General features: G+C 38.9%; 11 protein-coding genes, 1 tRNA gene, 2 riboswitches and 1 other annotated feature. Of the genes, 1 reads left to right on the top strand and 11 read right to left on the bottom strand.

All coding sequences use genetic code 11. The features are described from left to right. Window positions 1-49: 49 nt before the first annotated feature. Window positions 50-271 (bottom strand): twin-arginine translocase TatA/TatE family subunit, encoded by a 222-nt coding sequence (gene tatA / locus X953_RS00110; RefSeq protein WP_040953856.1) that lies wholly within the window; start codon window positions 269-271, stop codon window positions 50-52. Between the two features lie 213 nt (window positions 272-484). Beyond that, the gene (gene proC, locus X953_RS00105) at window positions 485-1,300 is read right to left on the bottom strand and encodes a pyrroline-5-carboxylate reductase (protein WP_040953855.1); all 816 of its coding nucleotides are present in this window, start codon (window positions 1,298-1,300) and stop codon (window positions 485-487) included. A 386-nt stretch (window positions 1,301-1,686) separates the two neighbouring features. Here proC and X953_RS00100 point away from each other — a divergent pair, with 386 nt between their 5' ends. After that, window positions 1,687-2,421, top strand: coding sequence for a GTP pyrophosphokinase family protein (locus X953_RS00100; RefSeq protein WP_040953854.1), 735 nt, complete (start codon window positions 1,687-1,689; stop codon window positions 2,419-2,421). Between the two features lie 295 nt (window positions 2,422-2,716). Here X953_RS00100 and X953_RS00095 read toward each other — a convergent pair. The 9 genes from X953_RS00095 to X953_RS00055 all read right to left on the bottom strand — a co-directional run bounded on the left by X953_RS00095 (window position 2,717) and on the right by X953_RS00055 (window position 12,030). After that, a tRNA-Ser gene (locus X953_RS00095) sits at window positions 2,717-2,809 on the bottom strand. Window positions 2,810-2,972: 163 nt separating this feature from the next. Next, the gene (locus tag X953_RS00090; RefSeq protein WP_040953853.1) at window positions 2,973-4,181 is read right to left on the bottom strand and encodes a M20 family metallopeptidase; all 1,209 of its coding nucleotides are present in this window, start codon (window positions 4,179-4,181) and stop codon (window positions 2,973-2,975) included. Window positions 4,182-4,209: 28 nt separating this feature from the next. Beyond that, window positions 4,210-5,028, bottom strand: a complete 819-nt coding sequence (locus X953_RS00085) for a MetQ/NlpA family ABC transporter substrate-binding protein (RefSeq protein WP_040953852.1) — start codon at window positions 5,026-5,028, stop codon at window positions 4,210-4,212. A gap of 21 nt (window positions 5,029-5,049) precedes the next feature. After that, entirely contained in the window at window positions 5,050-5,700 is a 651-nt protein-coding gene (locus X953_RS00080; RefSeq protein WP_040953851.1) for a methionine ABC transporter permease, read from the bottom strand. Next, window positions 5,690-6,721: a methionine ABC transporter ATP-binding protein gene (locus X953_RS00075; RefSeq protein ID WP_040953850.1), complete on the bottom strand. Its 1,032-nt coding sequence runs from the start codon at window positions 6,719-6,721 to the stop codon at window positions 5,690-5,692. The genes X953_RS00080 and X953_RS00075 overlap by 11 nt, the downstream gene beginning before the upstream one ends. Window positions 6,722-6,792: 71 nt before the next feature. Further along, window positions 6,793-6,894, bottom strand: a riboswitch (SAM riboswitch). Between the two features lie 124 nt (window positions 6,895-7,018). Then, a riboswitch (SAM riboswitch) is annotated at window positions 7,019-7,121 on the bottom strand. Between the two features lie 69 nt (window positions 7,122-7,190). Then, window positions 7,191-8,465, bottom strand: a complete 1,275-nt coding sequence (gene serS, locus X953_RS00070; protein ID WP_040953849.1) for a serine--tRNA ligase — start codon at window positions 8,463-8,465, stop codon at window positions 7,191-7,193. Between the two features lie 457 nt (window positions 8,466-8,922). After that, window positions 8,923-9,148 (bottom strand) — a binding site (T-box leader). A 29-nt stretch (window positions 9,149-9,177) separates the two neighbouring features. Beyond that, a complete protein-coding gene (pdxT, locus tag X953_RS00065; RefSeq protein ID WP_040953848.1) occupies window positions 9,178-9,768 on the bottom strand; it encodes a pyridoxal 5'-phosphate synthase glutaminase subunit PdxT in 591 nt (196 codons plus the stop codon). Between the two features lie 16 nt (window positions 9,769-9,784). Continuing rightward, window positions 9,785-10,669: a pyridoxal 5'-phosphate synthase lyase subunit PdxS gene (gene pdxS, locus X953_RS00060; protein ID WP_198023300.1), complete on the bottom strand. Its 885-nt coding sequence runs from the start codon at window positions 10,667-10,669 to the stop codon at window positions 9,785-9,787. A gap of 26 nt (window positions 10,670-10,695) precedes the next feature. After that, the gene (locus X953_RS00055; protein WP_198023299.1) at window positions 10,696-12,030 is read right to left on the bottom strand and encodes a serine hydrolase; all 1,335 of its coding nucleotides are present in this window, start codon (window positions 12,028-12,030) and stop codon (window positions 10,696-10,698) included. Window positions 12,031-12,037 lie beyond the last annotated feature (7 nt).

The raw sequence follows: 12,037 nt of genomic DNA, 5'->3' as shown, positions 1-12,037 counted from the left end.
AAAAGCTGTTTGATACACAGGAAAATCCTGTTACATCAAACAGCTATTATTATTTACCCTCTTTTGGATTTGAAGTATCTTCTTTAACATCCTTCTTTTCCTTGCTATTCGTCTCGTCATCGCTCATTAAGTCATTAGCTGAGTTTTTAAACTCACGCAATGTCTGACCTGCTGCTTTTCCGATCTCTGGTAACTTCTTTGGACCAAAGATGATGAGAGCTATAATAATAATAAGAATCAAGCCAGGAACACCTATACTGCCTATTCCCATTGCTTTCACCTCCATTAGTAGACCAATCTTATTATAACGTTTCATTATAAGACCAAATATTATCAAATAATAAGCATAGCCTATATCTGTATTGTATCATGGTTTAACAGGACTAGCATACCCCGAAATAGAGAAAATAAAAGCACTTATTTTAGTAAAACCCTCATTTAAATAGCTGATAAAATAGAGTAATTATCCTTTAATCCAGCTTAGTCACTCACTCTTACCCAACTCGACTGATCGGTCATGTGCGCTTTTCACACATTCCATTACCGCTTGTTGAAAGTCATTCCTTTGTAATGCTTCAATACCTGCTTGTGTCGTTCCGGCTGGACTCGTAATTTTCCTTCTCAATACATCCGCTGATTCCCCGGAAGACTTTAACATTTCGCCTGCTCCTAAAACGGTCTGGGTAATTAACGCTTTAGCGGTAGAAGGATTTAATCCCGACTCAACCGCAGCCTTTTCCATTGCCTCAACCAGATAATAGATATATGCAGGTCCACTTCCGGAAATACCTGTCACAATGTGCATCTCATCTTCTTTTACAATTGCCGTCGTACCAATCGTTGCAAATAGGGCCTCTGCTTCTTTGACATGAATTTCTGTAGCATGCTTACCAGCTGCGATTGCAGTTGCTGAAAATCCGATAGATGCAGACGTATTCGGCATTGCACGAATGACTGGTGCATCATTACCCACCAAATTACTAATATAGTCTGTAGATATGCCAGCAATTACAGAAATAATTACTTGCTCTGGCTGAATATAAGGTCTGATCGACTCTACCGCTACATCCAAGTCATATGGCTTAGTTGCCAGAATAATGAAGTCTGTTCCTTCAATTACCTTTTCTTTATCTACAATACTGTGGATCTGATATTTTTCTTCTAATCTTTCTATGCGTTCTTTATTATTTTTATTTGTGACGATGACATTTTCTTTATTAAAGATATTTGCTTTAACAATCCCCGAGATAATAGCTTCTGCCATTGACCCGGCTCCGATGAATGCTATTTTTTTAGTCATAACTTTGCCTCCTGATTTTAAAATAAAAAAAATCCCTTCATCCCCTTAATATAAGGACGAAAAGATTTCCGCGGTACCACCTATTTTGACATGCATAAACATGCCCGACTTTTATTGATAACACAGCTTACTGTGGTTAGGTTTAATCTAACAACTCCCAGGTAGGTTCATACATGTCTGTTTCGATGGAATTTTTCAGCCGGTGAATTCCAATCTCTTTCGATCGAACAATGTATTACTGGTCTGATCATCGTTTGTTTATTTACTTGTATAAGTATGTAATATAAGCGTTGTAATGAAAAATGTCAAGCATGCATGCAAAATTAAGGAAAATAAGCTACTATAGAAGAGTAAAAGTAACATCGGAATGGAAGAGGCGAATATGAGTGAGTGATCAAAATCTCCAGCAACTAATAAACGTCAAAAATGAAATGACCCGTTTTATGATGACATATAAATTTGGATTGGATCAGATGAATACGAAGCTGAATATATTGAAGGAAGAATTTCAGCACTTTCATGAATACAACCCTATTGAACATATAAAAACAAGGCTTAAATCGCCAGAAAGCATCTTGAAAAAGATGTACCGGAAAAACTTAGAAATTACACTGCCATCTATTAAAGAGAATATCCAAGACATTGTTGGCATACGTATTGTATGTTCATTTATCTCTGATATATACAGGATCAGTGAGATGTTAAAGCAACAAAAAGATATTACGTTTATCCAATTAAAAGATTATATCAAACATCCAAAACCAACTGGCTATCAAAGCTTGCATTTAATTGTTTCTATTCCTGTTTATATGTCTGATCGAAAAGAAGAAGTTTTTGTGGAGATTCAAATTCGAACAGTGGCCATGGACTTTTGGGCAAGCTTAGAACATAAAATTTATTATAAATATAATAAGGAAATACCAGAAAGATTAACAAAGGAGCTTGTTGATGCAGCAAAGGTGGCTTCTGAGCTTGATCACAGAATGGAACGGCTGCATAAAGAAGTAAATCATATTAAAGAAACACAGCAAGATCGTGAGCTACAAGTTCTGCAGGTGAACAACGAAAATTTCCACCTTCCTATGGGATTATTAACACCTTTTATAAAGGAAGAGGAGTAGAGGATTGCCGTCCTTTTTCTTATTTGACTAAAAAGGATCTATGACAAATGTTGAGGTGAAACGTATTGTGTTCATTCGGAGTAAGTGGAAAGTGCGAACTAGAGTATATCGCATTTTAAGGAAGTGGGGGGACCCATTGATTTCCGCTTTAGTGGGACTCTTTCACACCTCCGGTTACAAGAGCCAGTGTAATTCCCGAATCACTGAATAACCACAATACATATTTAAACGCTAAAAAAACCGTTACAAATGTAACGGTTTTTCATATCTCCAAAATTTATGCGCTTAGTTAAAATGGAGGAGGTAGAGGGATTCGAACCCCCGCGCGGTTTGACCCGCCTGTCGGTTTTCAAGACCGATCCCTTCAGCCAGACTTGGGTATACCTCCGTGACGACAAGATATAATATATCATGCATTATTTTTACTGTCAATTATTTTTAAGAACTTTTTTATCCGTAAAAGAAAGTCTTAATTTTCTATACAAAGTCAAGAGGTGGAATGCTGTTTCTTCCACCTCTTCACCCCCTTTATATTAGCTTGTTAAGAATATCTATGCTTCCTTTGTTCTTTTATCAAACTCATCTTTAATTTTAGAATATATTTCCTTATTCGTAAGCAGCTCAAGAATTGTCAGTGCAATTGCTTTTGCACCAGTAATTAAAGCTTGGTCACCCTTTTCTGATCGTGCAGCTTCCCTAAATTCCACTGTATGTCCAATTAAGTCACTAGACCCAATTTTAATGTGTGGGTGAATCGTTGGAACAACTTGACTTATATTACCTGCATCAGTGGAACCGAGGGCTGTTTTTTTCTCTAATTTAACCTTTTCCCCTAATCCTTCAACCACTCCTTTGAATACCTGATCGAAAGAATCGTTAAGTATAAAGTTGTCTACCTCGTTTTGAAAGGCCGTTACTTTTACAGTCGCACCAGTAGCCAAAGCAGCTCCTTCGGCAATTGCCTTTACCTTTTTAGTTACTTCATCAAGGACAGGTCTGGAGGCAGCACGCAAATAAAATTTTGCTTTGGCATATGCTGGTACAATATTAGGAGCATCGCCTCCATCTGTGATAATACCATGGATACGTACCTCTGATGGTACATGCTGTCGTAATGCATTAATACCGTTAAATAATTGTAATACGCCATCCAATGCATTTATTCCTTTTTCAGGATGTGCAGAAGCATGAGCAGGTCTCCCAAAGAATTCAAAGTCCAATGGATCAACAGCCAGGGTAGGGCCAGTCAGACTTGTATCCGCTCCTGGATGAAGCATAATAGCTGCATCCAGATCTTTGACTAATCCAGCTTTTACAAAGCTTCCTTTTGCACTTCCATTTGGTCCTCCTTCTTCTGCAGGCGTGCCAAGTACGACAAGCTCTCCTCCTATTTCATCAATAAACTTACTTAAAGCAACCGCAGCTGCCACACTCGTTGTACCAATAATATTATGACCGCACGCATGACCTATTTCCGGTAGGGCATCATATTCAGCTAGGAAACCAATTGTCAGCCCATCGAGTATTCCTTTTTTTCTTGCCAGAAAAGCAGTTTCATGACCAGCTACACCTTTTTCAACCAGAAATCCTTCTTCAACAAGAATGTTAACTAATTGTTCTGAAGCAAAATATTCTTCATTACCTATTTCAGGACGATCATGAATGGCATGACTTGTTTGAATATAACGCTCTTTATTTTCCTCAATATTTTCAGAAATGCGTTTTTTAATTTCTTCTAAACTCTTTGCTAGTACTGTCATTTTTTTCACCTCTACCTTTTCTTTTAAATTAATGTCCGATTTCACTTAATGGAACAAAGGTTGGAATGGAATTACCATCACGTTCTTCAATGATAAAATCTGCTACATCCTCTGTTTGATAAATCTCAGCTAGCTTTTTAAGTGTTTTATTATCTTTGTCTTTTTCCTGTACAGCAATAATATTAATGTATGGTGTCGCTGTCTCATCCTCATGGTAGATGGAATCCTCTAGTGGACTATAGCCAGCATCTACAGCAATCCCATTGTTTATAATAGAAGCATCCACATCTGGTAATACTCTCGGTGTTTGCCCTGCAACTAACAATTCAAATTTTAAGTTTTTAGGATTCTCAACAATTTTATCTAGCGAGCCATTTCCATCGAAGTCTTCCTCCAATTTGATCAAACCTGCATCCTGTAATAACAGTAATCCACGACCCATGTTCGTTGCTTCATTTGGTAATGCAATCGTTCCTCCCTCAGGAATACTCTCGACACGATCATGCTTTTCGGAATATAATCCCATTGGGGCAATAACCGTAGTGGCTATAGGTGTTAAATCCAATTCATGCTCTTTAATAAATGCATCAAAATAGGAAACGGTCTGGAAAGCATTTGCATCAATTTCTCCTTCAGCTAGTGCCATGTTTGGTTGCACATAATCAGAGAATCGAACAATTTCAACATCTATCCCCTCCTCCTTGGCTTTTTCAGCAACATAATCCCAAATGGTTGTATCTGAACCACTAATACCTACCTTTACTTTTGTAGCAGCCTCGCCGCTCGAGCAAGCACTAATAACAAGGGTTACGAATGAAAGTAATAAAAATAGACCAAATTTCTTCATGTTTGTTCTCTCCTTTTATGTTTATCTTCTTCTTATTTTTTTTGATAAAATATTTCCTGATGACTGTAATCCTTGGACCATAACGACAAGAATACCAACCGTAATCAGCATGACAGTTGTATCAAACCGCTGATAACCAAACGTTATTGCCAAATCTCCCAGACCTCCACCACCAACAGCTCCAGCCATAGCCGATGCACCTACAAGACCAATGGTTGCAATCGTGATTCCTAGTAATAGCGAGCTTAAGGCTTCCGGAATGAGAAAGCGTGTAATTATCTGTCTAGGTGTTGCGCCCATTGCCTGTGCTGCTTCCATCACTCCAGGGTCAACCTCCAACAATGAATTTTCAATTAACCTGGCTATATATGGTCCTGCATAAAGCACCATTGGGACAATTGCAGCGGCAGTACCAATAGAAGTGCCTACAACTAAGCGGGTAAACGGGATAACAGCTACCATCAGAATAATGAAAGGGATGGATCTAAAAATATTTACGACTGCGTTTAATAGATTAAATACATGTTTGTTTTCCCATAGATGTCCTTTTCGAGTAATAACAAGTAGAATGCCAAGAGGTAAACCAATAACGACAGAGAACAGTAAAGAAAAACTCACCATTGCTACAGTTTCCCATAATGCCTCTATGATTTGCTGCCAATCAACTAACATTGCCCAACACTTCCTTTACAGTTACTTTTTGTTGATGAATATGCATAATAACCCGCTGGATTTCTTTTTCCTCTCCCGCAAATTTAACAATTAAATTCCCAAATGGAGTTCCTTGTAATTCGGTAATACTACCGAATAATACATTAACCTCTACATCATATTGCTTTGCTATTTGTGAAAGTAGTGGGGCTCCGGTTGCTTCACCAATAAATACGATCCGGTAGATTTGATGGGACTCATCCTGTGCCCGAATAAGCTGATATACGGATTCTGGTATATCATCATGCATAACGGAGCTTACAAAGTTGTGAGCTACTTCCGTTTTTGGCTGTGAAAATACCTCAAACACAGAACCTGCTTCAACTACTTTCCCACCGTCTAGTACGGCTACTTTGTCGCAAATTTCTCGGATAACCCCCATTTCATGAGTGATAATCAAAATAGTAATGTTATACTCCTGATTAATTTTCTTTAAAAGCTTTAATATGGAATTCGTCGTTTCCGGATCAAGTGCTGAAGTTGCTTCATCACATAAAAGGACAGAAGGCTGTGTTGCCAGGGCTCTTGCAATTCCTACTCTTTGCTTCTGTCCGCCAGATAGCTGATCTGGATAACTATCTGCTTTGTCTTCTAAACCAACAAACTCCAATAATTCACTGACCCGTTTGTTAACCTCTTCTTTCGGTGTATTAGATAAAAGTAATGGCATCGCTACATTAGTAAAAACAGTTTTAGAGTTTAACAGATTAAAATGTTGAAAGATCATCCCAATATTCCGTTTTGCTTCCCTCAACTCCTTTGGCGAAAGTGCGAGTAAGTCCTGGCCATTCACAGTCACCTTTCCTGAAGTTGGGCGTTCCAATAAGTTTACACAACGGATCAGCGAGCTCTTTCCGGCACCACTAAAACCAATAACTCCATAAATCTCTCCCTTTTCAATATGTAAATTGACATCATCCAATGCCTTAATTTCCTGTGCGGCCCCATCGTAAATTTTTGTCACATGTTCAAATGTAATCATTTTCTTCCTCCTTCTAAAATATAAAAATGCCTCTTCTTCGGAGATAAGAAGAGGCATTTAGGAACATGCTCTTCTTATCTTTCAGGCATACGCCTGCTGGAATTGGCACGGTACTAAATCAGTCCGTTGCCGAGGTATCGTCGGGCCAGTCCCTCCACCTCTCTGGATAAGAAGTATAACTATTAAATTTTTTTGCTGTTCGTACCACACATCGTACATCCAGCAACATTACTCTAAAAAAACAAAAATCCCTCCTTATGAAATAAGAAGAGATTTGTATATAACGAACCAAAACTCTTCTTATTTTCCAAGCTGTTGCTTGTTGGATTTGGCACAGTACTATAAAAGTCCGCTGCCGAGGTATCAAAGGGCCAATTCCCTCCACCTCTCTGAATAAGAAGTTTTTTTATTATTTAATTTAGTATGATATTGACTTTACTATCAATTTTAAAATTTGTCAAACATTTTTTTATTTAATTATTTCTTTTCCACCCATATATGCTCGTAAAGCTGCAGGCACAATAACAGAACCGTCTTCTTGTTGATAATTTTCTAAGATCGCTGCAACTGTGCGGCCAATTGCAAGTCCAGAGCCATTCAATGTATGAACATATTCCGGCTTACCATTTGCGTCTCTTCGAAAACGAATACCTGCGCGTCTGGCCTGGAAATCTTCAAAGTTAGAGCAAGAAGAAATCTCTCTGTACGTATTCTGGCTCGGAATCCATACTTCAATGTCGTATTTTTTAGCGGCTGTAAATCCAAGGTCACCTGTACACATACTCATTACGCGATAAGGAAGGTTTAATAGCTGTAACACTTTCTCTGCATTTCCAGTAAGTGTCTCCAATGTTTCATAAGAATCTTCCGGTTTTGCAAAATGAACAAGTTCTACTTTATTGAACTGATGCTGACGGATCAATCCACGTGTATCCCGTCCAGCAGATCCCGCTTCAGAACGGAAACAGCTGCTGAAAGCTACATACTTCTTAGGTAGCTCTTCTGGTTTAAAAATCTCATCACGATGGAAGTTGGTCACCGGTACCTCTGCAGTTGGGACCATAAAATAATCCCATTCCTCCAGTTTAAATGCATCTTCTTCAAACTTTGGAAGCTGGCCTGTGCCTGTCATGCTTGTACGGTTCACAATTTGCGGTGGAAGCATTTCTTCATAGCCGTGCTCATCTGCATGCAAATCCATCATAAAGTTTAATAATGCACGTTCCAGTCTGGCGCCTAGTCCTTTGTAGAATACGAAGCGACTTCCAGTTACCTTTCCTGCTCTTTCAAAATCAAGAATATCCAAGTTTGTCGCAATATCCCAGTGTGCTTGGACATCAAAGTCGAAATCCTTCACCACACCCCAATTACGCACTTCAATATTGTCCTCTTCGTCTTCTCCGACTGGTACACTTTCATGAGGGATGTTTGGAATAGATAGCATCATATGCTGTAATTGTTCTTCAATTTCTTTTAGCTGTTTATCAAGTGCAGAAATTTCATCGCCAACCTTGCGCATTTCTTTAATGGCATGTTCCGCATCTTTTTTCTCTTTTTTTAATGCAGAAATTTGTTTGGTAGCTTCATTCCGCTTTGCTTTTAACTTTTCTGTTTCGGAAATTAGCTCTCTTCGCTTTGTATCAAGCTCTTCAAACTTATCAAGCTCCGTTAAATCCTCTCCACGATGTGCCAGCTTTGTTTTTACTTCTTGAAAATTATTTCTTAAATACTTCATGTCTAACATAATTAATTCCTCCTTTATTTGTATAGGTATACTATTGAAATATATTCTTATTGGACAAAACTGCTGGGATTCTTGCTGGTTTTGTCCATTAGACTCGCTCTATTGGACAGAGTTGCTATGATTCTTGCTCGGTTTGTCCATTACAACCGCTCTATTGGACAGAACTGCCGTGATTACTGCTCGGTTTGTCCATTACAACCGCTCTATTAGACAGTACTGCTATGATTCTTGCTCGGTTTGTCCATTACAACCGCTCTATTGGACAGAACTGCTGTGATTCTTGCTGGTTTTGTCCATTAGACTCGTTCTATTGGACACATTTGCTGCGAGTCCTGCTGGTTTTGTCCATTAGACTCGCTCTATTGGACACATTTGCTACAACGCTTGCTCGGTTTGTTCATTAGACTCGCCTCATTACTCAAAATCAAAAACAAAAAACTCCCGTCCCTATATAATAAATAGGGACGAGAGTATAATTCCCGCGTTGCCACCCTTGTTGAAGAGAAAAACTCTTCCGGCTCACAGTTATTAACGGTACATAGCCGGGTCTACTTACTTACGGACATGCCGGGTTCCATAGACCAGTTCAAGGATGGATTCACAATACCCTTACATCGATTTTCACCAACCATCGACTCTCTAAAGAAAGATGTATTATTACTACTTCCTGTCATTACTTTTTATATTATCTATCATCATATCCAATTTCATATTAGGATGCAAGTGTTTGTATTGATTGTTCCACCATAGCAACAAAATATGCAATAAATCGGTTATCATCTGTTAATTCAGGGTGAAATGCTGTACAAATATAGTGCCCTTGCTGTGCTGCTACAATACGCTCATTATACTTCGCGAGCACGTGAACATCAGATCCAGTCTCGACAATATAAGGCGCACGGATAAATACAGCGTTAAAATCTTCAGCCACATTGGTTATAGCCAAATCTGCTTCGAAGCTGGCTACTTGACGCCCGAATGCATTGCGGGCAACTTTCATATTCATTAATCCCAAATGAGACTGATCCTGGTTCTCTATTTCATTGGCCATAAGGATAAGCCCAGCACACGTGCCAAAAATAGGTTTACCTCTTTCACCAAATTCCCGAATAGCGTCAAAAAAGCCGTAGCTGTCAATTAAACGACGCATCGTTGTGCTTTCCCCACCCGGAAGTATTAAGCCATCAATGGTTTCCAACTGTTCTGTCCGTTTTATTTCTATAGCTTGTGCTCCACATGCTTCAATAGAACGAATATGCTCCCGAACGGCTCCTTGTAATGCAAGTACTCCAATTGTTGCCATCATACATTCCTTCTTTCTATTCGCTGCGATCCTGCATACGATCGTGTGCGGCAATCGTGCTCATTTCAAGACCCTTCATAGCAGTTCCTAATCCTTTGGAAAGCTCTGAAATTAACTTATAATCCTGATAATGTGTTGTAGCCTCAACAATTGCTTTTGCAAATTTCTCTGGGTTGTCCGATTTAAAGATACCAGATCCAACAAATACTCCATCTGCACCTAGCTCCATCATTAATGCAGCATCACTAGGGGTTGCAATTCCACCTGCTGCAAAGTTAACTACAGGTAAACGACCTTCCTCACGAATTTGAATTAACAATTCAAATGGCGCACCAATTTCTTTAGCAAATGTCATTACTTCATCTCTAGACATCGCAGTTAGTTTGCGAATTTCAGATTGCACTTCACGCATATGGCGTACAGCTTCTACAATATTCCCTGTACCTGGTTCCCCTTTTGTACGAAGCATGGAAGCTCCTTCTCCAATGCGTCGTGCAGCTTCACCCAAATTACGGCATCCACAAACAAAAGGAACTGTATAGTCGGATTTATTGAGGTGGAATATGTCATCTGCAGGTGTTAATACTTCACTCTCGTCAATATAATCAACACCCATTGCTTCCAACACACGTGCCTCCACAATATGTCCAATACGGGCTTTAGCCATTACTGGAATGGAGACTGCATTTAATACTTCTTCTGTAATAGTTGGGTCAGCCATTCTGGCAACCCCGCCTGCTGCACGAATATCAGAAGGCACTCGTTCTAAAGCCATAACAGCGACTGCCCCTGCTGCCTCGGCAATTTTTGCTTGCTCGGCATTCACTACGTCCATAATGACGCCGCCTTTTTGCATTTCAGCCATTCCTCGTTTAACTCTCTCTGTACCTGTATTCCTCATGATATTTCCCCCTGTAAAGTTTTATTTTAAAATAACCCTTTAATCCAATCAACGACAGTTGTAAATAAATCAACAAAGAAATCGCCAATTGCACCTAAAGTTAGCATAAACCAGTTTGACTTCTCAACAGCTTCATTTGTAACTAAATCAATGGTATTGCCTTTATCTTTGGTAATATATCCATAGTCCTTATCTCCTTTAAAGACTACTTCAGCAGTACCTACCTTTTCACCTTTCTTGACAGGTGCCAGAAGTTCTCCTTCTTTATTTAGCTTATCTTTATCAAGATTATATTTGATACTATATTGTTTTTCCTGGCCTGATTTAACCGGAATAGTAACAGCTTTATTTGTAGAAATACTCACTTTTTCTTCTTTACCTTTGGCAACAGGTAAGGTAGTCTCATCTTTTAACTGATATCCTTCTGGAAATAGCTCCTTGGTTTCAAATTTAGAAAAACCATAATCCAATAGCTTGGCTGTTTCCTGGAATCGTTTTTCTTCACTTCCTGTTTTCATCACAACAGAGATCAAACGGTTGCCGTTACGTTCTGCTGTCCCCGTAAAACAGTATCCTGCTAAATCGGTATAACCGGTTTTCAGGCCGTCAACACCTTCATAGAAAAACTGCTTTAAAAAAGTAGTATCATGTGCCAACATATGGTTCCAGTTACGTATTTCCTGACCACCAAAATCAGTTACAGGAATACTGGAAATATCCAAAGCCTCCGGATAATCCTTAATAAGCTTATACGCAAGCAATGCAGCTGATTCAGCTGATAATAAATTGGTTGCATTAGGATCTGTACCTTCTGGATAATTATCACCTAGAGATTTGTTATCCAATCCTGTCGAGTTAACAAATTTAAAATCAGGCAAGCCCATTTCCTTACCTTTTTTATTCATCATTTTAACAAATTCGCCTTCAGATCCCGCTATTAACTCAGCAAGCGCAATTGTTGTTGCATTGTCAGAATTAATTGCCATCGCTTTATATAAATCTTTTACAGTATAATCCTGGCTCTGCTTTAAGCCTACTCCAGAGAAAGAAGTATTTGCAGAAATACTGTATGGATAATCACTGATTTGTGTTGTAGTATCCCATGATATGTCGCCTTTCTCAATTGCTTCCCACACTAAATATTCTGTCATCATTTTCGTCATACTAGCTGGAGGAAGTGCTACGTCCGCATTTTTTGCATACAAAATTTTACCTGTTTCCACATCAACTAAAATGGCGGAATCTGCTTCGATGTCCAATGTCTCTGCTGCTTTTGTCGAAAATGGCTGAACCATTACTGTTATCATTGCTACCATAACTGCAAGTATGAATGATAACCCTTTTCTTAAATTGTGTTTCAACTTTCTG

Origin of the sequence: Virgibacillus sp. SK37 (assembly GCF_000725285.1) — a bacterium.
Taxonomy (GTDB): Bacteria; Bacillota; Bacilli; order Bacillales; family Amphibacillaceae; genus Virgibacillus_Q.
The sequence above is the reverse complement of the archived record's forward strand: the minus strand, read 5'-3'. Positions and strand labels throughout refer to the sequence as shown.

Excerpts from the sequence above, each read along its gene's own strand:
- tatA (WP_040953856.1), bottom strand. The coding sequence starts at position 271 with ATGGGAATAGGCAGTATAGGTGTTCCTGGCTTGATTCTTATTATTATT.
- proC (WP_040953855.1), bottom strand. The coding sequence starts at position 1,300 with ATGACTAAAAAAATAGCATTCATCGGAGCCGGGTCAATGGCAGAAGCT.
- X953_RS00090 (WP_040953853.1), bottom strand. The coding sequence starts at position 4,181 with ATGACAGTACTAGCAAAGAGTTTAGAAGAAATTAAAAAACGCATTTCT.
- X953_RS00085 (WP_040953852.1), bottom strand. The coding sequence starts at position 5,028 with ATGAAGAAATTTGGTCTATTTTTATTACTTTCATTCGTAACCCTTGTT.
- X953_RS00080 (WP_040953851.1), bottom strand. The coding sequence starts at position 5,700 with ATGTTAGTTGATTGGCAGCAAATCATAGAGGCATTATGGGAAACTGTA.
- X953_RS00075 (WP_040953850.1), bottom strand. The coding sequence starts at position 6,721 with ATGATTACATTTGAACATGTGACAAAAATTTACGATGGGGCCGCACAG.
- serS (WP_040953849.1), bottom strand. The coding sequence starts at position 8,465 with ATGTTAGACATGAAGTATTTAAGAAATAATTTTCAAGAAGTAAAAACA.
- pdxT (WP_040953848.1), bottom strand. The coding sequence starts at position 9,768 with ATGGCAACAATTGGAGTACTTGCATTACAAGGAGCCGTTCGGGAGCAT.
- pdxS (WP_198023300.1), bottom strand. The coding sequence starts at position 10,669 with ATGAGGAATACAGGTACAGAGAGAGTTAAACGAGGAATGGCTGAAATG.